This window comes from Candidatus Binatia bacterium, assembly GCA_036382395.1.
Lineage (GTDB): Bacteria > Desulfobacterota > Binatia > HRBIN30 > HRBIN30 > JAGDMS01.
This window is the reverse complement of the sequence record DASVHW010000204.1, coordinates 1-24,079: the sequence shown is the minus strand read 5'-3', so window position 1 is coordinate 24,079 and position 24,079 is coordinate 1. Positions and strand designations below refer to the sequence as shown.

General features: G+C 63.9%; 20 protein-coding genes. 8 read left to right on the top strand and 12 right to left on the bottom strand.

What is annotated here, in order from left to right; all coding sequences use genetic code 11:
• Nucleotides 1–147: 147 nt before the first annotated feature.
• A complete protein-coding gene (locus tag VF515_09370) occupies nucleotides 148–372 on the bottom strand; it encodes an RNA-binding protein (GenBank protein ID HEX7407843.1) in 225 nt (74 codons plus the stop codon).
• A 304-nt stretch (nucleotides 373–676) separates the two neighbouring features.
• Here VF515_09370 and VF515_09365 point away from each other — a divergent pair, with 304 nt between their 5' ends.
• The 4 genes from VF515_09365 (at nucleotide 677) to VF515_09350 (ending at nucleotide 4,824) form a co-directional block, all read left to right on the top strand.
• A complete protein-coding gene (locus tag VF515_09365; GenBank protein ID HEX7407842.1) occupies nucleotides 677–1,408 on the top strand; it encodes a ComF family protein in 732 nt (243 codons plus the stop codon).
• Nucleotides 1,405–2,004 (top strand): methyltransferase domain-containing protein, encoded by a 600-nt coding sequence (locus tag VF515_09360; GenBank protein HEX7407841.1) that lies wholly within the window; start codon nucleotides 1,405–1,407, stop codon nucleotides 2,002–2,004. The genes VF515_09365 and VF515_09360 overlap by 4 nt, the downstream gene beginning before the upstream one ends.
• A gap of 472 nt (nucleotides 2,005–2,476) precedes the next feature.
• A complete protein-coding gene (locus VF515_09355; protein ID HEX7407840.1) occupies nucleotides 2,477–3,502 on the top strand; it encodes a PQQ-binding-like beta-propeller repeat protein in 1,026 nt (341 codons plus the stop codon).
• Nucleotides 3,499–4,824, top strand: coding sequence for a PQQ-binding-like beta-propeller repeat protein (locus tag VF515_09350; protein HEX7407839.1), 1,326 nt, complete (start codon nucleotides 3,499–3,501; stop codon nucleotides 4,822–4,824). Before VF515_09355 ends, VF515_09350 begins: the two co-directional genes overlap by 4 nt.
• A gap of 38 nt (nucleotides 4,825–4,862) precedes the next feature.
• Here VF515_09350 and VF515_09345 read toward each other — a convergent pair whose 3' ends face one another.
• A complete protein-coding gene (locus VF515_09345; protein HEX7407838.1) occupies nucleotides 4,863–6,914 on the bottom strand; it encodes a thioredoxin domain-containing protein in 2,052 nt (683 codons plus the stop codon).
• 189 nt (nucleotides 6,915–7,103) lie between these two features.
• Between VF515_09345 and VF515_09340 the strand changes: the two genes are divergently transcribed.
• The gene (locus VF515_09340; protein HEX7407837.1) at nucleotides 7,104–8,027 is read left to right on the top strand and encodes a sulfotransferase; all 924 of its coding nucleotides are present in this window, start codon (nucleotides 7,104–7,106) and stop codon (nucleotides 8,025–8,027) included.
• Nucleotides 8,028–8,091: 64 nt separating this feature from the next.
• Here VF515_09340 and VF515_09335 read toward each other — a convergent pair whose 3' ends face one another.
• From VF515_09335 to VF515_09300, 8 genes are all read right to left on the bottom strand, one after another.
• A complete protein-coding gene (locus tag VF515_09335) occupies nucleotides 8,092–9,426 on the bottom strand; it encodes a HAMP domain-containing sensor histidine kinase (protein ID HEX7407836.1) in 1,335 nt (444 codons plus the stop codon).
• The gene (locus VF515_09330) at nucleotides 9,423–10,100 is read right to left on the bottom strand and encodes a response regulator transcription factor (protein ID HEX7407835.1); all 678 of its coding nucleotides are present in this window, start codon (nucleotides 10,098–10,100) and stop codon (nucleotides 9,423–9,425) included. Before VF515_09330 ends, VF515_09335 begins: the two co-directional genes overlap by 4 nt.
• Nucleotides 10,081–13,158, bottom strand: coding sequence for an efflux RND transporter permease subunit (locus tag VF515_09325; protein ID HEX7407834.1), 3,078 nt, complete (start codon nucleotides 13,156–13,158; stop codon nucleotides 10,081–10,083). Before VF515_09325 ends, VF515_09330 begins: the two co-directional genes overlap by 20 nt.
• Nucleotides 13,130–14,161: an HlyD family efflux transporter periplasmic adaptor subunit gene (locus tag VF515_09320; GenBank protein HEX7407833.1), complete on the bottom strand. Its 1,032-nt coding sequence runs from the start codon at nucleotides 14,159–14,161 to the stop codon at nucleotides 13,130–13,132. The genes VF515_09325 and VF515_09320 overlap by 29 nt, the downstream gene beginning before the upstream one ends.
• Nucleotides 14,158–15,477, bottom strand: coding sequence for a TolC family protein (locus VF515_09315; protein ID HEX7407832.1), 1,320 nt, complete (start codon nucleotides 15,475–15,477; stop codon nucleotides 14,158–14,160). Before VF515_09315 ends, VF515_09320 begins: the two co-directional genes overlap by 4 nt.
• A gap of 189 nt (nucleotides 15,478–15,666) precedes the next feature.
• Nucleotides 15,667–16,800 carry an acyl-CoA dehydrogenase family protein gene (locus tag VF515_09310; GenBank protein ID HEX7407831.1) on the bottom strand — a complete coding sequence of 378 codons (1,134 nt, stop codon included), beginning with the start codon at nucleotides 16,798–16,800 and terminating at the stop codon, nucleotides 15,667–15,669.
• A 17-nt stretch (nucleotides 16,801–16,817) separates the two neighbouring features.
• Nucleotides 16,818–18,002 (bottom strand): acyl-CoA dehydrogenase family protein, encoded by a 1,185-nt coding sequence (locus VF515_09305; protein ID HEX7407830.1) that lies wholly within the window; start codon nucleotides 18,000–18,002, stop codon nucleotides 16,818–16,820.
• Between the two features lie 214 nt (nucleotides 18,003–18,216).
• A complete protein-coding gene (locus VF515_09300; protein ID HEX7407829.1) occupies nucleotides 18,217–18,513 on the bottom strand; it encodes a hypothetical protein in 297 nt (98 codons plus the stop codon).
• 316 nt (nucleotides 18,514–18,829) lie between these two features.
• Here VF515_09300 and VF515_09295 point away from each other — a divergent pair, with 316 nt between their 5' ends.
• Nucleotides 18,830–19,648 carry an SDR family NAD(P)-dependent oxidoreductase gene (locus tag VF515_09295; GenBank protein HEX7407828.1) on the top strand — a complete coding sequence of 273 codons (819 nt, stop codon included), beginning with the start codon at nucleotides 18,830–18,832 and terminating at the stop codon, nucleotides 19,646–19,648.
• A gap of 24 nt (nucleotides 19,649–19,672) precedes the next feature.
• On the opposite strand, the gene VF515_09290 is transcribed toward VF515_09295, so the two are convergent.
• Together VF515_09290 and VF515_09285 are read right to left on the bottom strand one after the other, a co-directional pair.
• Nucleotides 19,673–20,359 carry a VTT domain-containing protein gene (locus VF515_09290; GenBank protein HEX7407827.1) on the bottom strand — a complete coding sequence of 229 codons (687 nt, stop codon included), beginning with the start codon at nucleotides 20,357–20,359 and terminating at the stop codon, nucleotides 19,673–19,675.
• Nucleotides 20,360–20,549: 190 nt separating this feature from the next.
• Complete coding sequence (locus VF515_09285; GenBank protein HEX7407826.1) at nucleotides 20,550–20,774, bottom strand: hypothetical protein; 225 nt, start codon at nucleotides 20,772–20,774, stop codon at nucleotides 20,550–20,552.
• A gap of 416 nt (nucleotides 20,775–21,190) precedes the next feature.
• Here VF515_09285 and VF515_09280 point away from each other — a divergent pair, with 416 nt between their 5' ends.
• Both VF515_09280 and VF515_09275 read left to right on the top strand, forming a co-directional pair.
• A complete protein-coding gene (locus tag VF515_09280) occupies nucleotides 21,191–22,111 on the top strand; it encodes a helix-turn-helix domain-containing protein (protein HEX7407825.1) in 921 nt (306 codons plus the stop codon).
• A 219-nt stretch (nucleotides 22,112–22,330) separates the two neighbouring features.
• Nucleotides 22,331–24,052 (top strand): dockerin type I domain-containing protein, encoded by a 1,722-nt coding sequence (locus tag VF515_09275; protein ID HEX7407824.1) that lies wholly within the window; start codon nucleotides 22,331–22,333, stop codon nucleotides 24,050–24,052.
• The last annotated feature ends 27 nt before the right edge of the window (nucleotides 24,053–24,079 follow it).

Sequence of the window (24,079 nt, the reverse complement as noted above, 5' to 3'; positions counted from 1 at the left end):
TGCGCGGTGTCTGCATCCTTCACGCTAACCAGATTCCTTAGAGCGGAGATTTTCGCCCATTGGGCGGGCTGGGCGTGCGCGGAAACCCTTGCGGCACAAGGGCATTGCTTACGTGCAGCGGCCTTAGAGCGGAGTTATGGTGTGGTATCACCGCCATCGCGCCGCCGCTGCCTTCCGGGCGATGGCCTTCCGCTTGGCTGGCGTGAGCTTCTTGGCCCGCGCCTTGCCGCCCTTGAGGCCGCCTTGTCGCATGTGTTCCTTGGCGGGGTCGCGCAGATCGTCCTTAACCTCGCCTGTGGCAATCCGCATGACCTGGACAGCGCACCCGATCACGTCGGCTGGTCTGCGTTCGCCTTTTGGTCCCTTCGGCATACCGGTAAGATGGCATTTCCGGTGAGCGCTTCCAAGAGCGTGGAATTTCAAACTGAGACACTACCAGAAATTGCTCCACCGTGCGTTGCGGCGCGCCGGTCGCCAGCAGCCGCTCCAGCAGCGTGGCCATATCCGCGCCGCGATGAGCCAGAAACTCCTGCTGCAGCCGGCGGCACACGGTACACCGCCGGCGCCACCAGGCGGCCGGTTCATGACAATAGCCACAGCGCACCCTCTTACCTTAGCCGGCGGTGGCGCCAGACGGAAGTTGCGTCCGCGGGTACAGCCGCATAGCATGTCGGGCGTGCGCCACCTCTGGGACCAAGGCCTCAATCTGTTGTATCCCGCTGCCTGCTGCGGCTGCGGGCGCGAGACGGAGCGGCCGCGATTCTGTTCCCGTTGCCATGGGGAGATCCGTGCCCCTCGGTCGCCGCTCTGTCTCGTTTGCGGTACGCCGTTCGGTACCGCCGGAGACGTGGACCACCGCTGCAGCCGCTGTCTCACGCACGCCCCTGAGTTCGGGCGCGCCCGCGCCTGCGCCATCTACGATGCCGCCGACGGCGTCGAGCACCCGCTGAAATCGGTCTTGCAGCGGTACAAGTACGGGCGTGAGGTGAGTCTGGCAAGGCCGCTCGGACGACTGCTGGCCGAACGCTGCCCGCTTCCGGTCGGCGCCTACACCGTCCTCATGCCCGTGCCTCTGCATCTGGCGCGCTTGCGTTGGCGAGGATTCAATCAAGCGCAGTTTCTGGCGCAGGGACTTGCCCGCCAGGCTGGCATCCCCTTAGATCCGTTTTCGCTGGAGCGCGTCCGTCCGACGCGGCCGCAGGTGGAATTGAATGAGGCGGAGCGGCGGCGCAACGTCCGGCATGCGTTTCGGGTCAGGCGTGCCGACGGCGTCCGTGGGCAGCGCGTCTTGTTGATCGATGACGTCTATACTACCGGCGCGACCGTCGACGAATGCAGCCGGGAACTCATGCGGGCCGGAGCGGCGCAGGTCGATGTTCTTGCGCTCGCTCGCGCCGTCCTGCAGTGAGCGGGGTCAGGCACACCGTGGGGCTCGACGACCGTGACCGTTGGGAGGACCGCTACCGCAGCGGCCGCCGCTGTGCGACCGAGGCTCCTTCCGACTTCCTGGTGGCGCATGCCGGCCTGATTTCCGGCCGTGTGTTGGACGTCGCCGCGGGGGCCGGTCGCAATGCGTTGTTCTTGGCGCGTCGCGGCGTCATGGTCGAGGCGTTCGACATCTCTCTGACCGGTCTGCGCCTGGCCCGCGCCGCAGCGGCGGCCGAGGGCCTCGCGCTGCTCGCGGCGCAGGTGGACTTGGAATCGTTTGCGTTGCCACGGCGACGCTACGACGCCATCATCAATATCCGTTACCTGCAACGCTCGTTGTTCATCCCGTTTCGGCGCGCTATCAAACCCGGTGGAGTCATCTTGTTCGAAACCTTCCTCATCGATCAGCAATCGATCAGCGAGCATCGGAATCCCGCGTATCTCTTGCAGCGCGGTGAGTTGCGGGCAGCGTTTTCGGACTGCGACATCTTGATGTACGAGGAAGGGCTGTTCCAGACATCGTGCGGACCTTCATATCTTGCCCGCATGATTGCGCGTTGTCCGGCTCAGGATTGAGTTTTCCAAGGCTCTGTGACAGGTTCCATACTCAATGCACTTCTCCCGTATACTGTTTGTCGCGATTTTCTCCACCATCTTCTGCGCGTGTAAAGGTGGGGGCGGGTCGACCGTGTCTCCGACTGCCGCCTGGGAGAAGTTCCGCCACGATTTCAGCAATAGCGGGCAGGGGGGCGGGCTGGTTGCTAGCCCCACTCCGGGGACGACCCTTCAGGTGTGGTCGGTGCTGATTGACCCCACACCCCCGGCAACACCCGCGCCCGTTTCTTCCTCGCCGGCGATTGCGCTCGACGGTACGGTGTACGTCGGCTCAGAAGGAGGTACCTTAGCGGCTGTGACCCGGAACGCCGACGGGAGCCTCGGCTTCAGGTGGCGAGAGACTACCTGTAGCTGCGCAAGCTCACCCAGCCCACTGCTCCTCTGCCCGCCGCATGGCGATCAGGAACTTGGCCCTCTGGTTTCGTCCCCGGCGGTGTCTACGCTGAACGGCCAGACCATCATCTTCATCGGCTCGCGCAACGGGGCGGTTTTCGTCTTCCTGGACAACGGCGGCACGCAACCGTCGTCTTGCGGCTACTTTCGGCCGGATCTTCCGATTGGCGCGACGGCAGAGTTCCTGTCGTCACCCAGCTTTACCGAGGATGCGCAACTCTCGACTGTCCCCGGCGCTTTTTCGACCATCAACGGGGTTTTTGTCGGGGCGCGCATTTTCGAGACAACATCGAGTGTGACGCCAACGCCGGTCGGGAAGTTCTACGCCCTCAACAGCAACGCATCGGAAAAGTGGGAATACCCTCGGCCTGGCGATCCGGATATTGCGCCGATCACCTCGTCACCAGCGCTCGGTTTGGGCGGGACGTGGTACTTTACTACCGATGACGGCAACCTCTACGCCTTGACGGGCGATGGAACCTTGAAGTGGACGCAACGGATCGACGCGATGTCGAACCTGACGCCGAACCTGCCGTTCGCGACGTCACCGCTGATCACCACCAGTTCCGTTTTTGTTGCCACGCAAGATGGCATCTTCGGGGTCACTCAGGATGGGCACCCGCTGGGGAGCATGGCATCCGGGGAGAGTTTTGCCGCCTCACTGGCCATGGGTCTCGGCGCTGATACCACCCCGACTCCGACACCGGCGACTACCACAAGCCCGACCCCAGCTGCGCCCGCATTCCTTTACGGCGTTACCAGTTCGGGCGTCGTGGTGGGTCTGGATCCGGCCGTGCCCACGCCGACGGTTCTACCGACACCACAAACTCCGATTTCCACTCCAGTGCTGTCCTCGCCGGCGTTGTCTGCAGAGGGGCTTCTGGTGTTCGGGACGACGGATGGCCGGCTACACGCAGTGAATACCGTCACCGGGGCTGAGCCGGACGGATGGCCAGTGACTCTCGCCCCCGGTTCCGCCATCAGATCCTCACCATCAATCGCTGCAGACGGCACAGTGTACGTCGGTGCCGACGACGGCAAGCTCTACGCGGTGGGGTTCCGATGAGACGGGAAGCGGGGTGGCTGGCGACGGTGCTGCTCTGTGGCGTTTGGGTGGGTTGCTCGAGTAGCGGCCCCGCGACGTGCAGTTTCAACGATCCCCCGAGTTTCCCCGCTGTGTCGGGGCCGACGCCGCATCCGTGGCAGAAGTTCCGCTACGATCACCAAAATACCGGGGCGGTCCTGAACCCTAACGTCGTAAACAACCCGATGTGCAGATGGGTGTTCCCGCCCAGCGGCAAGTCTCCCTGTCCCTCAGGAACGCCAGGACCTGCAAAAGGGAGGTTTGCCGCATCCCCCGTCCTTAACAGCACCGAAGCCCGCATCTACATCGGCTCCACAGATGGCACGCTGTATGCCCTGAACACTTCGGACGGGACACAGAACACTAACTTCAATTTCTCCACCCTTGGCACGGAACCGATCACAAGCACGGCGTTGCTGGCGACGCGCGACAATGGCGACGCGGTATACCTGGGCGGCGGGGACGGTCTGCTCTATGGGCTGACTGCCACCGGAAGTGCATTGGCCGATTACTGGCCGGCTTCGATCGGCAACCTCATCAGTGCCTCACCCACCGTCGGGAACGACGGCACGGTGTACGTCGCCTCGCTGGCCGGATTGCTCGCCGGCGTATGCCCGAACGGCGTTGAGCGGTTTGTCCTATCGTACGCCGGGATACAGTCCTCACCGGCTCAGGGTGCCGACGCTACGCTGTACTTCGGCGCGGACGATTCCCAACTGCACGCGGTGCAACCGGACGGGCCGGTAAAGTGGACGTTCTCAGCGGCGGGACCGATCCTGGCGGCGCCCGTGTTCGACGCAGACACAAACTCCATCTACGTGGCGGACAACTACGGCTACGTATTCAAGATTGGGACCGATGGCAAACCCGATCCAACGTTTGCGTTTCCGCCGAGCGCGTGCGCGGGCAATGTGAAGGCCTGCCCCCCTTCATCGCCCGCTTTGGCAGGGGACCATCTCTATCTCGGGTCGAGTAATCATAATCTGTACGCCATCGATAAGGTCACCGGCGCTATCGTCTGGACAGTCGAGACCGGAGACGCGATTGAGTCCTCGCCCGCAGTCGCGATTAACGGCGACCAGCGGATTGTGGTTGTGGGGTCGAACGACGGGAATGTGTACTTTGTTGAGGACAAGGTAGACTCGAACGGCAACTTCATTGGCAACGTGGGGACATTCCCGATCGGCCCCGCCGTGGGTTCCTCACCCGCCACCGCCGTGCGTTCCTCGCCCGCCATCGGCAGCGACGGTACAGTGTACGTTGGTGCTGATGACGGCCGCGTCTACGCCATCGCACCGCAGTAGGAGGAAGTTGCTCGGTCGGGCGCTGTCCGCGTCAGCCGTCAGCCGTGCAGCAGAGGCTCGACATCCGGCCACGTGGTGACCGGTGCCGCACAGGCCATGTTGTGGCACACGTACACCGTCGGCTTCCCGTCAATCTGTCCTCTGCCCTGCAGCAGCGACGGTAGGTCGTCGCCACGCGCGGGATCGACGAGCGTCAAGGTGCGATTCGGGATGTACGTCTCACGAACGTGTTGCAGCAAGGCTTCCGTCTCGGGCCTCTTGGGCTCTCCGACGATCACGATCTCGCGCGGTTTCTGCACGTAGAAGTCGACGGCGCAGAGCAGATTGCTGCAGCCGAACGGCTGCTCGCGCATCTGTCCAGCGTTTAGACGCAACAGGGCCTCAGCACGTTCGAGGTAGCCGGTCTTTCCCGTGTAGTGGTAGAGGCGGAGCAGGTCCCGCGCCGCCACGGAGTTGCCCGAAGGGATGGAGCCATCAAAAACGAGTTTGCTGCGGACGATCAACGTTTCATGATCGTCACTCGTAAAGAAAAAGCCGGCGGACTGCGAGTCGGAGAAGTGCGCAATCATGGAGTCGACCAAGACGACGGCTTTGTCGAGATAGCGGCGGTCCTGGACCACCTCAAAGACATCGAGCAACGCGGCGACAAAGAAGGCGTAATCGTCGAGGTAGCCGTTGAGTTTCGCCACGCCGTCTTTGTACGTGCTCAGTAGCCGATCGCCTCGCTGTAGATTGGCCTCGATGAAGCCGACGGCTTCGAGGGCAACCTGGCGGCAGCGCCCGTCACCGAACACTTCTTCCGCCTTGGCGAAGGCGCTGATCATCAAGCCGTTCCACGAGGTCAGGATCTTGTCGTCCAAGTTGGGTTTCACCCGCTGCTCGCGGGCGGTGAACAGCCGTTCGCGGCTGTCTTTGAGGAGCGCTCGGATCGCATCGACGTCACGCCGGAACAGTTTCGCGAGCGCTTCCTCCTCCAGGGCGACGTGCAAGATGTTGCGATGTTCGAAGTTGCCGGCTGCCGAGATGTCCCAGTAGCGGCAAGTGACCTCGGCCAGCTCCGCCCCGAGGATCCGGCGCACCTCGGAGACGTCCCAGAGGAAGGACTTTCCCTCGACGCCTTCGCTGTCCGCGTCCTGGGTCGAGTAGAAACCGCCGGCGGGATGACGCATTTCACGGCAGACGTACTGCAAGGTGTCGCGGGCGATGTCGGCGAAGAATCGGTCGCCACTGAGCTGATAAGCGGCCAGGTACAACGGCACCAGTTGCGCGTTGTCGTAGAGCATCTTCTCGAAGTGCGGCACCAACCAGCGTTCATCGACCGAGTAGCGGTGGAAGCCGCCGCCCAGCTGGTCATAGATGCCACCCTGCGCCATCCGCCGCAGCGTGTGGAGGACCATGTCGCGGTAGCGCTGCTCTCCGTTGTTGCGGTAGGCGCGCAAGAAAAGCTCCAGCGCCGACGTGTTGGGGAACTTCGGCGCGTGTCCGAGCCCGCCGTAGTTTTCGTCGTACAAACGCGCCAGGTTGGCGGCGGCGTTCCCCACCAGGCCGGCGTCGAGTGGAGGCTCGGAAGGCGGCTGCGCCTCGATCCGTTCGAACGCCGTCATCAACTGCGCGATGCTCTTCTGCACGTCATCCGGCTTGTCACGATAGGCCTGTGCCATGGCGATGAGCAGGCGACGGAAGCCAGGCATGCCGTGCCGATCCTCGGGTGGGAAATAGGTCCCGCCATAGAATGGTTTGCCATCCGACGTGAGGAACACGGTCAGGGGCCAGCCACCACGGCCGGTGAGCATCTGCACCGCGTTCATATAGATATGGTCGATGTCGGGCCGCTCCTCACGATCCACCTTGATGTTGATGAAGTTCTCGTTCATCAGGCGCGCGATCTCTTCATCTTCAAACGACTCGTGTTCCATCACGTGACACCAGTGGCAGGCCGAGTAGCCGACGCTGAGGAGAATCGGCTTGTTGTCGCGCCGCGCCTGCCCCAGTGCTTCCTCGCCCCACGTGTGCCAGTCGACGGGATTGTGGGCGTGCTGCCGCAGATACGGACTGGTTTCGTGGATGAGTCTGTTGGTGTGTTGCGCCACGATGAACTCCTGCAGCTCTCTTGCGAGATCGGGGCAGAAAGCTGGTTGTTGATGCGTTCTCCCCACCATCTGCCTGCCCCGCGGTTACGTCAAGGCGGGTGACGGTCGCGGTGATAGCGGAGGAGAAACCGGCCCGGCTCTTCTCGCCATTTCGAGCAGATGCTAGAGGGCAAGTGGGACGATCGTGACATGGACAGTCAACGTACGGCGGAGACCCACGCTGGTCGCGACTCAATTCGGCAGACGTTGCGGTACGTCAAGGTCTCCGACCCCAACCTCAGCCTGCGGTATTTTCCCGACTTCTTCATTGTCGGCCCGCAGCGGACCGGGACGACATGGCTGCACGCGAACCTACGCTATCACCCGCAGATCATGCTGGCGGAGCCCAAGGAACTGTTCTTCTTCAGCCGCTTGAAAACGCCCGACAGCGCACGCTACCGCTCGAATGACCTGGAATGGTATCTGCGGTTCTTTCGGGAACCCCTGTGGCGAGTGCTGATGCGCAATGCAATGAGCCTCTGGCAGTTCCGCGAGTTCTATCGGCCCAAGGTTAGGGGGGAGGCAACCGCCAGCTACGCCGCACTCGATCCTGACGTGATCCGGGAAGTGGCGGCCCTCAAACCCGACATCAAGGTCATTCTCATGATCCGCGACCCCATTGAGCGGGCGTGGTCCCACGCCAAGAAGGATCTCGTCCGCAACAAGGGCCGCAAGTTTGAGGATGTGTCGGCGGCGGAGTTCGAGCGGTTCTTCAGCGACCCGTATCAGCGACAATGCGCCCGGTATGCCGAAAACATCGACCGTTGGTCCGCGTGCCTGCAGCCGGATCACCTCTTCATCGGTTTGTTCGACGATATCGATTCTAGGCCGGAGGCGCTGCTGCTCGAAAGCATGTCCTTTCTCGGGGTCAAGAGTGACCGGCGCTACATCAGCAGCGAGGTGCGGCACCCGGTCAACCCTACGGGAGCGAGCCGGATTCCAGAACGCTACCGGCGATTTCTTGAGGAGCTGCTGAAAGACGACATCGTGAAACTCAAAGAGCGCTTCGGTCTGGAATGGCCGTCCCAGGCACCCGCAGGTGGGCGGCATCCCTGTGGTGCCGTTGGGGCATAGGTTGCGATCCGGGTACGCGCCAGCGCTTTGAGCCCGCCGAACCGCGGTCTCACCTTGGTTTCACTCAGCCGGGTTGTGCCGCGCTTGCGGGGAGCGTCACCGTCACCACGCAACCGCCACTCTCGCGGTTCGCTACGGCGATTTCGCCGCCGTGGGTGCGGGCGATCTCCTGGGCGAGATTGAGACCCAGACCAGCGCCACCCGTTCCCTCTCCATGGCCGCGATAAAAACGATCGAACAGACGGCCTAGCTCGTGCGGCGCAATGCCGGGGCCTTCGTCGGCGATGCGGACGTCAATGCGCTCGGCAATCCGCTGGGCTGACAGCACAATCTCGCCGCCGCTGCCGTTGTTGCCGTGGTGGATGGCGTTCTCGATCAGGTTGTTGAACAGCCGGTACAAATCTCCGGCGTTGCCACGCACCCAAAGACCCGGTGCCGCAGCGACTTTCAGCGCCAGCCGGCGCTGGGCGGCGAAATCGGCCGACGCGTCTGCAAGCTCGTGCAACATTTCGCCGAGGTCTACCGGTCCCACCGCCCTCGGCACCCCCGCGGCCTCAAGTCGAGCTAGGGTGAGAAGGTCATCGGCCAGACGGCGCAAACGCTCGGTGCTAGCGAGCGCCTCGGCGAGCGCCGCCCGATACTCGGCAGCCGAGCGCTCGCGCGTCAAGGCGACTTCGAGCCCAGTACGCAACACGGTCAGCGGCGTGCGCAGCTCATGGGCCGCATCCGCGGTGAAGCGCCGGAGTTCCGAAACTGCGCGTTGCAGACGGTCGAGCATGCGGTTGAGCACGGTGACCATGCGGCCCACCTCGTCGTCCGGGTTTTCGATCGGCACGCGGACGGAGAGGTTGTCTGCCGCAATGTTGTCGAGCCGCTGCGACGCGTGCTCCAACGGCCGCAGGGCCCGGCCGATGAGCCACCACAGCCCAGTGGCGAGCAGCAACAGGGTTGCGGGAATACCGATGAGGAGCAGCGACGTGAGTCGGCGCCGTGCGGCCATGGCTGCCGCGGCGGAGGCCGCAATGGAGACCGTGATGGAACGGTCGGCCGACTCGTGGCGCACGATGCGTAGCTCCGGACCAGCCGATTCCAGCACCGACTGCGCCCCACGCGGCGCTTCAGCAATCAGTCGCGTCTGGCGGGTCACCGTAATGTACTTGCCCCCGCCCCGGCCCGTCTCTCCGGCTATCTCCGCCAGCAGACTGCCGACGGCGTTCGGGCTCGCCGATGTGGTGAGCAGTTCGGTGATCGTTTCGGCTTCCTCCTGTAGCGCGACGTCGAAGTCATGCAGCAGCTGATTTCCGAAGACTTGGATCAGTAGCCACCCGGCAGCGGCCGACAACGGTACCACCAGCGCCAGCACCCATACCAACAACCGAACACGAATGGATCGCTTCACAAGGCTCCCTCGCGGATGACATAACCCGCTCCGCGCACCGTGTGCAGCAGTCGCGGCGCGCCGTCCACCTCGAGTTTCTTGCGCAGCCGGTTGATGAAGACCTCAATCAGGTTGGAGAGCGAATCGTAGTGGTCGCCCCACACATGCTCGGCGAGCATGGTGCGGGTGACCACCTCACCGGCGTGGCGCATGAGGTATTCCAGCACGCCAAATTCACGGGCGGTGAGATCGATGTGACGCGTTCCGCGCTGCGCTTGGCGCCGCAGCAGGTCGAGCTGCAGATCGCCAACCTGCAGCCAGACCGCGCGCTGCTCGTGTCCCCGACGCAAGAGGGCGTGGATGCGTGCCAGCAGTTCGGAGAACGCAAACGGCTTGCTCAGGTAATCGTCCGCCCCGGCATTGAGCCCCGCCACTCGATCCTCGACCGAGCCACGCGCGGTCAGGATGAGGACCGGTATGTCCATTCCCGCTTCGCGTACACGGCGCAGCAACTCACCGCCGTCTGCGCCGGGCAAGCCAAGGTCGAGGATCGCCAGATCGTAGGGGTTGAGGAGGAGCAGTTGCCAGGCATCCTCGGCCGATCCGCTGACGTCAACGGTCCACGCCGCTTCTTCGAGTCCGCGCTGCAGGTACCGAGCGAGGGTCTGCTCGTCTTCAACTACCAAGAGACGCATGGCTGGATTCCGCTCCCGGGCGTGTCGGCCGAGCGAGTAAGAGATACAGCAGCGGCACGCCGATCAGCGAGAACAGCATCGACAGCGAGACGCCGCCGAGAATGGCGATTGCCAGGGGCCGCTGCATCTGGCCACCGGCTCCCAAACCGAAGGCCAACGGCGCCAGGCCGGCGACCGCCGCCATCGAGGTCATGAGGATCGGCCGCAGGCGGACAGCGCCCGCCCGTATCAGCGCGCTCTCCAAGTCCCCCGTGCTGGCGTACTCACGGCCGGCGAAATCGAGCAACAGAATGCCGTTCTTGGCGACGATCCCCACGACCATGATCATGCCGACGATGGAAGAGACATTGAGCGCCGTCCCGGTTATCCACAGCGCCGCCAGGCTGCCGGAGAGCGCCAAGCTGCTGCCGCTCACGATGGCCACGACCGCTGCGACCGATCCAAATTCCAGCAATAGTAGCGCGGCCAGGCAGGCGACGGAAGCAAGGAACACCAACAGCAACTCCGCGAAGGCCTGCTGCTGACTGGCGTACAGCCCGCCATACTCGAGCGCGACGCCGGCGGGAAGCGACAGCTTCCGGCCGAGTACGCTCTGGATGTCGCGGGTCACCGAACCGAGATCGCGCCCGCTCAGTCGCGCCGTCACGCGCACGAGTTGACGCTGGTTCTCCCGCGTATGTTGTACGGCCACCGGCCCCGCTTCCAGGCGAGCCAGGGAGCTGAGAGGCGCCAACTTCCCCTGCGGTGCGATCAGGGTGAGGTTGTCGATTCCATCCAGGCGCTCGCGAAAGCCCTCGGGGTAGCGCAGGCGCAGCGGGATGGCACGGTCGCCTTCGAGCACTCGCCCGACGATGGTTCCAGTAATCGCCGTTTCCAGCCAGTGCTGTATCGCGGCAGCGTTGAGCCCGATCAGGTTGGCGCGCCGCTCGTCTACGTCGACCCGATAGGTCGGACCGACTGCGGTGATGCCGTCGAAGTTGTCGACGACGCCCGGAATCGGCGCGACGAGGGCGTTGACAGACCGCGCCGCCGTTTGCAACGCACTCTGATCGCCGCCGAGAAGCTTGATCTCCACGGGAGTCGGGTTGCCGCTCAAGTCTCCGATCATGTCCTGCAGTATTTGCACGAAATCCACCCGCAATCCGGGTGCGCGCGAATGCACCTGGTCTCGGATGTCGTCCATGACCTGTTCGATCTCGCGCCGCCGCCCGCGCCGCAGCCGGATGCTGTAATCGCCGCGGTTGGTCTCTGTCAGCATGAAGCCCAACTCCGCGCCCGTCCGGCGGGAGAAGGACGTCACTTCCGGAGTGTGCTTGAGGATCTCATCGACCTTTTCGAGCAGGCTGACGGTTTCTTCCAATGCCGTGCCCGCAGGCGCCCAATAGTCGAGGACGAATGCGCCCTCGTCCATCTCCGGCACGAAACCGGTCTCGACGTGCCCGTATGCCAGCCACGCGAGCAGCACCAGTCCGACTCCCGTACCCAGCGCCATCCACGCGTGCTGCAGTGTCCAGCGCAGGCCGTGGGTGTACAACCGAGTCAACCGCGCCGCCATCCGATCGCCGGGACCCTGACGGATGGGACGCAAGTTGGCAGGCTCCAGTACCGTCGCCAACGCGGGGGTGAAGCTCAACGCCAGCACCAGCGAGGCTAGCAGCGCCACCGACATGGTTACCGCCAACGGACGGAAGAACGCTCCGGGCACGCCGGTGAGTAAACCCAGCGGGATCAACACGACCACCGGCGTCAGGGTCGAGCCGAGGAGCGCCCGGCCTATTTCGCCGATCGACGTCACCATCCCGGCTTCTCCCGTTTCTCCCAGGGTCCGATGCCGATGCAGATTCTCCACCACCACGATGGCGTCGTCCAAGATGAGACCGATGCAGGCAGCGATGCCGCCCAGGGTCATCAGGTTGAAGCTCATACCGAACCCGCGCAGGACGATGCAACTGATCAACACCGTGGCCGGGATCACCGCGGCGGCAACAAACGTGGTGCGCAGGTCGGCGATGAACAGGAAGATGGTGGCGACCGCCAGGAGCAAGCCGATGGCGATGCTGTCGCGCGCGCTGCCGACAGCGTTGCGGACCAGATCGGCCTGATCGTAGAAGGCGGAGAAATGATATTCGGGATGCGTACGCGCCAGCGCGGCCATGCGTTCCCGCACGCCGGTGGAGATGGTGACGGCGTTACCGTTCGGTTGCCGCGATACGCCGATCAAGACCGCCGTTTCGCTGTCTGCCGCCACGCGGGTAAAATCCTCGCGCAGGCTCGCATCAATGCGAGCAATGTTCCCGAGAGTGACCGGGATGCCGTGGTCCTCGGCGACCACGACACTCAACAGAGAGCTTGGCTCGATACCCTGGCCACGCACGACGGTGAGGGTGAGCTGATAGCCGTCACGCACCTGACCGCTGGCGGCGATGATGTTGGCGTTGCGGACGGCGGTCTCAACCGCGGCGAGATCGAGATGGTGCTCCGTCAGGGCCACCGGGTCCACCGTCAAGGCATACTCGCGAATCTTGGCGCCGCTCAGTTCGACCCGGTACACGCCGGGGATGGTGCGCATTTGCGGCGCGGCTTCGTAGATGACGAAATCCGAGAGCTGCGCCAAGCTGCGCTGCCGCGAGGTCACGGCGATGCCGACGATCGGGAAGGCGGATGTGTCGAGGAGGCGCGCCTCGAATTCCGTACCTGGAGGGAGCCCGCCGATCGCTTGTGCCATCGCTGCCTGCGCCAGTTGCAGGGAGCGTTGCATGTCCGTATTCCAGTCGAACAAGAGATCCAGCTGCACACCGCCGCGCGTGGTCATCGAGCGGATGGTTTGGAGGCCGAGAATGCCGGCCAGGGCGTTCTCGACCGGTTGCGTCACTGCGGTAAGCGTCTGCTCCACCGGCAGGTTCCCGGAGCGGGCAATGACGGTGATACGATGGAAGGCAACCTCCGGAAAGATGGACACCGGCATGGTCCAAGTGGCCGCCAGACCGGCCGCTGCCAGCATCGCGGTGATCCCCAGGATCGCCGTGCGATTACGAGCGATGAGGTGGCCCAGCGTCATCTGCGGTCGGGTGGGATGGTGCGGGATCTCCGTCGGTCACGGCAGCCTCGATGCGGGTACCGTCCGGTAAGGCATACGGCTCTTGGGTGAGGATCAGATCACCGGCGGAGAGACCCTGGGTGACTTCGACCTCTGTCGGTGTCCGCAAACCTAGCTGAACCGCGCGCTGCTGCGTCAGGCCGTTGACCGCAACCACGACCGTGCCGCTATCGGTTGCAATGGAAGAGGCCAGTGACGACCGCGGAATGATCAAGGCCTCTAGGTGACGCGCCACGGTGATCCGGCATTCGACCGCGGCGTGCAGGAGCGGCGGCTGCAATGGGGCTGCCAGGGAGATCCGCACCGGCACCGTAAGCGTCTGCGGCGTTAACGAGGTCACGAGGGCGGCGACCTGCCCAGCAGTCGTGCTGCCGGCGCTGTGGACCTGAACCGGCAAACCCGTGGTGACCCGAGCGGCCGCGTCAACCGGCACCTGCGCAATGACGTACAAGGAACGCGGATCGAAGAGCTCCAGCAAGACGTCATTCTGCACTACGTGTTCACCGGGATTGCGCAGGCGCTCGGCAACCATTGCTGGAAACGATGCGCGCAACGGAATGTCCCGCACGCTGAGCGCCTTGCCTAACCTGCGGGCGGCCTCTTGCTCCCGCAGGCTGAATGCGCCGACGCCTTCGAGCAACGCAAAGCCATGTACGGCTGCTTCGTTCTCAAGCGGGATGACACGTGCGGCCACCTCGCCCGCGGCCAACTGATCGCCGGGGCGCACCGTCAGCAGGGTCACCCGTCCAGCCACGGGCGAGGCCAAGCGCAGCACCGAGAGGGCTGCCGTCTCGCCCGTTACTGCCAGGACGTCGGCGATCTCGGCCCGGCGCACCGGGGCAACCTGGACGCGGATGGGCGCAGCTTGCTCTGGTTCGGGCGGCTCTGTCGCTGGGTGACAACTCGCGGCCGCGAAGCTCAGAAGAACGCCGAGACAACCTGCGACGGGGGTGCACATCTTCATTGCGGCACCGCTCCGAGGATCTGCTCCCGCGTGGCGATGGCGACGCGATACGCGAACAACGCTCGCGGCACGTTGAGTCGGGCATCGACGTACTGAGTCAGGGCGTCAAGCACTTCCAGCAGCCGTACATTGCCGCCGCCGAAGTAACGCGCGCGCAGGAGCTGAAAATTGTCCTCGGCCTTGGGAATGGCGCGCTGCCACGCCGCCACATCGCCCTGGGCGCGACGCGCCTCGGCAGCGGCGCGCGCCAGCGCAACCGTGATTGCCTGCCGTGATTGCTCGAGATTGGCCTCCGTGCTTTTGGCAGCAGCCGCGGCGGCGGCGACACGGGCGGCGGTGCCACCGCCATCATATAAGGGCACGGTGAAGCCAAGCAGGAATTGCCCGCCGCCATGGTCGCGGAACGTCGGTGCCGGCCGCACCCCGAGGGCCCCACCACTGGCGGTGAGCGTCATGTGTGCGCGCCGCTCACTGCGTACGGCGTCGCTTTCCCGTCGAGCAGCCTCGACCGTGGCCCACGCATCGGCCATCACCGGGCTCGCGTCGATCATCGCGCCGGTCGCTGCAGCCAGCGGCATGGCCTGAGGCTCAATGAGGGACTCGGCGGTTCCTTCGATACCGGAGAGCGCGTTCAACTGACTCCGGGCGGTGGCAAGTTGCGCGGCGCTGGCGCGTCGTGCGCTCCGCGCCGTTTCCACGGCGAGTTGCGCGCGGAGCACATCGGTATGAAACGCCAGGCCGAGGTCTTCCTGCCGCTGCAATAACGCTACGTAGTCGCGCAGCATACGGGCGTTGTCGCGGTGAATCCCGGTTTCGGCGCGGGCGGCGAGGGCGGCGAAATATGCTGACCTCACGGCCAGCGCAACGTCGGCACGCCGCTGCTGCTCGATCGCCTTCGCCGATTGCAGCCGTGCCCGCGCCGCCGCAAACTGCGCGTCACGCAGGCCGCCGTCGAGCAGCGTCGCTTGGAGCGTCAGCAGCGCGGCCGTACTGCCTCCATTGGTGATGACTTCGTCGAAGCCCTCAGAGTGACCGTACTCGCCTTCGGCCAGCAGGCGCGGCACATACGCCGCGCGTGCCGCGTTCACCCGCGCGGCCGCGGCATCGATGTCGAACCCGGCCGCGTGCACCGCAGGTGAACGCGCCAGAGCCAGGCGGACACAATCGTCGACGCCGAGGGCCTCAGCGAGAGATCGCGTGGAAGAGAGCAGACTGGCGATGGCGATGGCCGCGCCGAAGAGCGGCAGGGACGAACGACGGCACGGCCCCGCCGTCTGATTGGTTCCAGTCCGCAGGTTTCGACTTTCCCATTCCATCAAGCGTGAAGGACGCCACAGAATCTTCCGTGCGACCGTTACAGACTGGCATGAGCGCGGTGAACAGAACGTGAACGGAATCTAAACTGCCGTTCATAAAGGGTGGGCTCATTCGCCTCGGAAAGAGAGCTGCCCGCTGTCCCGAGTGCAGCCTTCTCTTGGCTGCGTGTCGAGGAAGAGGCGGCGGCTTCACAATCCCGCGAGTTGCGCGACCCGCTCGCGGTGGAAAGTCGCGTCGCCGAAGGCCGTCTCGTTCCACTTGGCGCGCTTGAACCAGAAGTGCAGGTCGTGCTCCCAGGTGAAGCCGATGCCGCCGTGCATCTGGACGGCATGGTTGGTGGTACGACAATAGACGTCGCTGAGCCGTGCCTTGGCCATCGAGGCGGCGCGCGAGGCGCCACGCCGTTCGTGGTCGAAGGCATAGGCGGCATACCACACCAGCGATCGCGCCGGCTCGATGTCGCTCACCATCTCGGCCGCCATGTGCTTCAAGGCTTGGAAGGAACCGACGGGCCGCCCGAACTGCTGACGCACCTTGGAGTATTCGACACTCATCTCCAGAGCGCGTTGCGCACCTCCGAGGCTGTCGGCGGCGAGTACCACGCAAGCGGCATCCATTACCCGACTCAACACCTTCCAACCCGCGCCGTCATCCGCCAGGCGAGCGCTCGAGGGCAGGTCGACGTTGCGGAACACCACCTCGCATGGCCGCCGTGTTTGATCGACGTTTGATAACGGGCTGACCGAAATCCCCGGCGTGTCGCGCGGGATCACAAACAGCGTCACCCCCGCCTCGCCAGTGCCACGGCCGCGGAACGCCGCCACGATGAAATCGGCGACGTGCGCGTCGGTGACGAAAAGTTTGGTGCCATTGAGACGGTAGCCGTTGCGCGTCTTGGCGCAGCGGGCGGCAATCCCCGCTGCGTCGAGCCGATCGCTCTCTTCCAGAAAGGCCAGCGTGCCGACCGCATCGCCACGCGCGAGGCGTGGCAACCACTCCCGCTTGTGGCTGCGTGCGCTGCTGGCAATCAGGCTCATGGCCGCCAGCACCGATGAGGAGAAGAAAGGCCCAGGCAGCGCCGCGCGTCCCATCTCCTCCGCCAGCACCGCCAGGTCGAGCATACTCAGGCCGAGACCACCGACTGCTTCCGGCACAATCAAGCCTGTCCACCCCATGCGCGCAATCTTGTCGTACAGGGTGCGTGGAAACCCGTCGCCCTCACGCATCACGTCGCGGACCAAGGCTGTCGGGCACTCGTGCGCCAAGAAATTCCGGGCGCTCTGTTGCAGCAATTCCTGCTCTTCTGAAAGTCCGAAGTCCATATCGCTGGCCGCTTCTCTTAGTGCCTCGGCATGCCCAGGCCACGCTCGCTGATGATGTTCTTCTGGATCTGCGAAGTGCCGCCGCCGATGATCAGGCCGAGAGTGTACATGAATTCGATCGGCCAGACGCCGCGATCGATGACCCGGCGCGAGGCGCGACCCAGGAAGCCGTACGAGCCCATGATCTCGAGTGCCATCGCGGCGAGGGCATGGTTCAACTCGGTCGACACGAGCTTGTTCACCGACGCGCCGATGCCCGGTGGCCGCTTCTTGATGCTGTCAGTCAACTGTCGATAGGCATGATACTTCATGGCTTCGACGCGAATCAGGAGATCAGCGAGGCGCTGTCGTAAGACCGGGTCGTCGGCAGCTGGCCGGCCGTAGCGCAGCCGCTGCCGCGCCAGACGCAGCACCCCGTTCAACATCTGTTGCGTGCGGATGGTTGAGCCGAGCATGTTGCGTTCGTGCTGCAGCGTGGCGTTGGCCACCAGCCAGCCTTGATTCAGTTCACCGACGAGATGCTGGCGCGGCACGCGCACGTCTTCGAAGAACACCTCGTTGAAGCCGCCCTCGCCGGTCATCTGGATCAACGGCCGCACCGTGATCCCCGCTGTTTTCATGTTGATGAGCAAGTACGAAATGCCGCGGTGCTTGGATGCCTCGGGATCGGTGCGGACCAGGCAGAACATCCAGTCGGCGAACTGCGCATTGGTGGTCCACACCTTCTGGCCATTGACGATGAATTCGTCGCCTACCAACTCAGCGCGCGTTTTCAGCGAGGCGAGATCCGACCCTGATCCCGGCTCTGAGTATCCCTGGCACCAGATGTCTTCGGCGGTGAGAATCTTCCGCAGATGGCGGCGGCGTTGTTCCTCCGTACCGAATTGGATCAGCGTCGGCCCCACCATCAGGATACCCATCATGCCGATCAGACCGGGCGCGCGTGCGAGCAGCAGCTCTTCGTTGACGATGGCCTGCTGCACGACATCGGCGGCCCGGCCGCCGTATTCCTTCGGCCAGCCCATGGCGACGTAACCAGCCTCAAAGAGCTTTCGCTGCCAATCTTTGTAATGCTGGATGCGCGTGGGATCAGCCGACTCGAGCGGTTGGGCGTCTTTTTCACGCGCCGGCAGGTTCGCCTTGATCCACTTGCGCACCTGACGGCGAAACGCTTCTTGCTCAGGGGTGTAAGACAGATCCATGTGACGTCACCTCGTCATCTCGAGCTTCGCCCGCGTATCATCCTCGTTCGAGTTGTACAATCCCGAGAGGCTTGAGGCGGTGCAGTGGGATTGGGGCTGCCCCAACCCGGTTCTCAGGACGGTCTGCATCCGGCCGACCGCAGACGCAGGGGAACTACCGCGCTGGCTGGAGGGATGGCGGGGAATCAATTCCCCGTTCTTGCACGGCGGTCGTTCACGCCGCCGTTTCGTATGATCGAGTTGTGGTATGCGGTTCCCTGACCCGTGCCCGCAATGCCTCGCGAACAGCGGTCGTGGAGAGCTTGAAGTACGAGCAGACCGAGTCGAAGCTGAAGACGCTGTAGTCGCTGTCGTACGAGAAGACATACGCCGAAGCCTCGGCGCGCACGGCCGGGCACGGATCGTCGAGATCGGCAATAGCTTGTTCGAGCACCGCCAGGAGCAGCATTTCCTCAGATTCGAGTGCTTGCGAACGGATCTTCTCGGTCATGAAACGTGGTGCACGCGCCATAATCGGTCTCCTCAGGGTGGAGCACGCAGCAAACGTGGTGCCATGCCGCCATGAAACGGGAGGGTGGGCGGCCGGCGCTCGGGGGCAGGGCCAGTACACAATTGTCTACCGTATCGTCAACGAATAAGCAGTTTAGCGGTCAGCCGCCCGATCCCGCCGTGGGGTTGTTTCGCCTCGGTTCACCTTGGGGTGGCGTTGGCCCGCCCTCGTGCTTCCGGGATGACGGTGACTGACAACGTGGACAAACTGCGGCCGTTTTTCTACCTTCACCCGGTCGATTGTCGGCAGGGTCTGCACAGCATCGAAAGGAGAGATCATGATGAAACTGGCAGGGCGGGTGGCGCTGGTCACAGGAGCCGGATCTGGACTGGGGCGTGAGATCGCGCTGACGTTTGCGCGGGAGGGTGCCAAAGTTGCAATCAACGATATCCGTCGCGACAGTGCCGAGGGCGTGGCGCAAGAGATCCGGGCGGCGGGCGGCGAAGCGATGACCTTGATCGCGGACGTCTCCGACAGTGTCGAGGTGCGTGCCATCTTCGAACAGCTGATCGAGGCATGGACCACCGTCGATATTCTGGTGAACAACGCCGGCATCGCGGTGGTGAGCGACGAAGTGAAAAGCAATTTCGGGCGCGTGTTGGCGGAGGTGTTGAGCGGTGGCCGCCCCACGACTTCGGTGGGCGCCACCCGAACGATGCTCGATTCGCAGTGGCGGCGGACGCTGTCGATTCACCTCGACGGCACCTTCTACTGTACCCGTGAAGCCCTGAAGATCATGGAGCCGAAAGGTGCGGGAAAGATCATCAACATGGCCTCGGTTGCCGGCACCGCCGGCTTGCCGACCTCGCCCGACTACTCGGCCGCCAAGGCGGGAATCATCGGCTTCACCAAGGCCGTGGCCCGCGAGGTTATCGGCCGGGGGATCTACGTCAACGCGATTGCCCCTGGATTCATCGACACGCCGCTCCTCGACATGATGGACGAGACGATGAAACGGATGGTGGCACTGCAGTCGCCTATTGGCCGACTCGGCACCCCGCCGGAAGTGGCGGCGGTGGCATTGTACCTCGCCAGCGACGACTCCAGCTATACCGTGGGCCAGGTGATCTCGCCCAACGGCGGCTATTATATGTGAACCAGTCGGAGGCTTGGCGGGAGGCTAGGCGTTGCGCGGCACCGTTTGCCGTTTGCCCCGCCTGGCCACCTGTCGCTGCACGATCAGCGGAATGACCAACAAGGCCAGCAGGAGAGCAGCCGCGAGAAGGAATTCCTTCGATCTGATGTCGAGCAGCGAGTGGCCGAAAAAGCTGTAGGCGAACGCGCGGGGGCTGAGTCCCGTTGCCGTCGCCACCGTGAACGGCAGCAACTCCATGCTGGAGAGACCGGCGCCGTAGTTGATGGCGGTCATCGGCACGATGGGAATGAGGTTCAGGAGTGCCACCAAGCCGAACCCCCAACGTGACTGCTGCAGATCGGGCAAGCGGTCGCCGAATTGCTCTCGCACGAAGTCACGGCCGAAAATGCGGGCGATGGTGAAGCCGATCACGGCGCCGATCGTGGCGCCGGCTGCGGCATAGAAGGTGCCCCAGGCGACGCCGAAGGCCAAGCCGCCTGCCAGAAAGAGCAAGGTTGAAGGGAAGAAGATGAAGGGCCTCAGGACAAAGGCGCCCGTGAAAATCAGCGGCGCCACGGTTCCCCAGCCGCGAATCGCATCCCGCACCGTGTTCGGGGTCAAGGGAAGGTCGGTGCGGGCACGCGCCAGGGCAATCGCACCGGTCGCAGCCACCAGGGCCACAAAGAACACAAACCGCCTCGACGGGCGCGCCGAAATTAGGGTGCGAAGCACGCCCTACTCAGTAGACGGCTTGGATGGCCAGTGCAAGGGAAGCGCATCGCTCCCTATTGCATCAGGGACTATCGCGATGTCCGCCGCTGGGCTCTCGGCTGGGTCAAGTTCGAAGGGATGGCTCGATGAAGAGGTACACGACCGGAGGGGCAGAAAGTGGACTGTCCCCTCCGGCAAGCGTGGCCCTACCTCAATTCACTTCGTCTGCGGCTGCTGGGGTTCTTCTTGCTCTCCTGTGCGATTTCTTGTGGTGTTTCTGCTTGTGATGTTTCTTTTTGTGCTTCTTCGGAGCTTTGCCGCGTTCCGCGCCAGGGGTAGCAAAGGGCTGGTCGCCTGCGGGTTCCTGAGCCAAGCTCACAGAAGCTACGCCGAGGGACAACAGTGCAGCGAGTACCAAAGTCATCAGTCTTTTCATCTGCCATCACCTCCTTTCCGACAGCCGATCTTATAGCATCGGTTGACGTGGACCAAAAGAGAGTTGCGTATCAATTTCTCTATAAGGTCCAGCATGACATGGCCAAAAAGCATGTATACGGAATCCGAGGTTGCACGGCAAGGGTCGCTGGGAATTATCTCCGGACCACTCCCAGGGCGAGCCCGGCCATGTGTGCCATGTGTTGCGGCCGGGGTGTCGAACAAGTATCATGCGGCGCAATTTGGGTGGGAGTCGACCGCTGGTTCGCTCGGTGCGCAGCTACAGGGAAGCATTGGGGTTTTTGCAGGACGTGACGGTTCTGCGACGTTCGTTTCCACGGCGCCAGGCTAACGGAGAGGGAAGTTCCTTGGAGGGAGGTAGGCATAGATGGGTGGTCCGCTAGGATGCAACGCCTCATGACGCGCCGGGTGTGGCTTACGCCAGCCTTAGAGTCGGAGTTGGAGTGGCTTGCAGGTGAGGCACCGCCGAATGTGGCACGCCACGCACGTATCGTGCTGGGCCGTGCGCGCGGCATGTCGATTCCCGCCATCGCCGATGCGGTAGGAGTACACCCCAACACGGTGCGGAATTGCGTGCGGCGCTTCGAGGCCAACGGCCTGCACGGCTTGCTCCATGCGGGAGTTGGCAAACCGAAGAACATCGCCTTTTCGGAAGCCGTGCGCGATGAAATCGCCCGGGTGGCGATGCACTCTCCGGGCAGCGCCACCGAATCGCATGCCTACTGGTCGCTTCGCCGACTGCGTGCCCATCTCTACCGTCGCGGTGTGGTGCAGGCGATCAGCGTCGAAGGCTTGCGACAGTTGTTGCGAGGGTTGCCGCTGCCGGCGGCGTATTGGCGGCGCGCTGGCCGGCCCGTCGGCCCGCTCAGTAATGAGATGAAGCGGGCGCTCGAGAGCCTCGCGCAGGGACCGCGCCGGGACCGGAGTCTGCGTGCGCACATTGTTTTGGCGAGTGGCCGCGGACTGAACGAAATGGAAATCGCCGCCGCCCTGCATGTGGGGCGGGGCACCGTTCGTCGGTGGCTCAGACGGTTCCGCCGGTTCGGGATTCTCGGTTTGCACACCCTACCTCGTCAAGCCGTGCTGACGCCGGACATCCAGCACGCCATCGTCCGCGTCGCGACGTCCGATCCGCGGCAATACGGTGTTGCCCGAGACGACTGGTCCTTGCACACGCTGCACGCCGCGCTGCTGCGACAACGCGTCGTAGGCAGTGTCAGCATCCAACAGCTACGCCACATCTTAGCAGAGGCCGGGGTGGAGCTGTCCGGGATACCGCCAGCAGCATTCCCGTATCGATCACCGGCAACTGGTTAGCTCAGATCACAGCTGAACGCTGTTGCTGGCGCGCATCGGCAGGGCCGCCGCAGGCATTCGGTCAGGTTGGCGCTCCCAAGGCAATCCCCATTGTCACCTGGCTGCTGCGTCAAACGCAGCGCTCGCGCTCAATTGCGCCCGTCCTGCGTATTCGATAGCTTGCCGGATGCTAGCGAATTGAAGATGAGAAGGTGCGGGCGCCAACTTGGCCGGATAAGCGTGCTGCTTGTGGCCTTGATCAGCGTTCCGGTTGCGAGGGTTGCGGCGGCGGCCCCCGGGGACGCGAACTGCGACGGCAGGGTCAATGGAGATGACCTGTCCATACTGGCGGCCGCCGTGTTCAGCGATGCTCCGCTGGCTTGTGCGGCGGCGGACGCGAACGGTGACGGTAGGATCGAGAGCGCAGACTTCATCTCCCTCGTCGAGATCATCGAGAAGCCTCTGCCAGCTGGTCCCGTCCTCACATATGTCGGGCTGGCCGGTGCGAACGGGGCCCCGTTCGACCCGCTGGGACTGATCGATGGAGTCCCTGTGTTCTTCAGCGGCGCCGGCTCGGGTTTATACCTGGTAATCGAAGGCCGGACAGGCTTGAGCGGCGTTGCCCCCGGTCTCGTAACGTTTCTCTCGGATCCCCATAATCCTGCGCAACGGCCGGATCTCCAGATCGAGAGCAGCAACGCACTGGGTGATAGCGGTCGCCCGGTCTGCGGTAGCGGCGTGCCGGCGGTGAACCCTCCGGATTTCGGGCTGACACAGACGGTGGCTGACGCATTGAACCTTCTGGCCTGCAATTTCGTGTCGGCCACTGCGCCCGGCTCTGCTTGCACGCAGAACCAATTTGGCGACAACGCCTTCGTCGGTGTCGGAACGCAGGTGCAGTTTTGTATGCAGGTTCCTCTGGCGCTGGCGTTTCCACTGGGCGATACGCTGCTGAGCGTGCAGCTGCGTGACCAGAACGGCAACCTCGGCCCGCTGCAGCAACTCATCGTCCGCGTCGCACCCGGCCTCCCGCCATCGACCTTCACGCCGACGCTCACTCCGACCCCTGTGCCGCCAACTGCTACCGCCACCCCTCAACCGACGCTCAGTCCGACACGTACGCCCACGGTCGTCCCAACATTGACGCCGACGCGAACCTCGACGGCGACCCGTGCGCCGTCATCCACGCCGGCAACACCGAGTCCGTCCCCGAGCCAGGCACCGACGGCGACGCGGACCCCCACACGCCCTTCACCGACGCGAACCCGTACCGCAACTGTTACGCCGTCGCCGACACCAACGACAACCCCGTCACCCACGGCGAGCCCAACGCCGCCGATTGGGCCGGTGGTGACGTTCTTCGGGCTCACCAATTCTGATGACACGTTGGTTCCGTCCAGTGGTACGAATGCGGATGGGCTCGCCGTTTTTCGGTATTCGGGCTCCTTCGGGTTCCACATTGTCGTCGAGGGGAAGCCAAGCCCGAATGGCGTGGGCGTGGACCTCTTGAACCTACTAACCATAACCACCTATCAACCTGATCGCACAGGTTTTCCCGATCTGCAGATTGAGGCCTCGAACCCGCTGGGCAACGGGAGCCCAGCCGTGTGTGACCGTTCCGGGCCTGGTGCAGGGGGTGTTCCGGCCATCTGGCCCCCAAATTTCGATCCGACGCAACAGAATATCAACAGCGTCAATGACCTTGCCTGTCGCTTCGTCGATGGCGAGGGAAAGCCCGCCGGCCGGTCTGCGCTCGACGCCTGCGTGCAGGACTCCATCAACGGAATCGGCACCGGAGTGTACGGCTACGCGGATCCGTCCAGTAGTAAGATCGAATTCTGTTCGCTGGTCGATACGCCGGATCAATTCCCGCAGGGGGACACGGTGTTGACCGTGCGTTTGCGAGACACCGACCGCAACGTCGGCGCGCCGGCGCAGATTGTGGTCCACATCGGTCCGTAGCTCGAATCCGTCAGACCGACAGCTCGC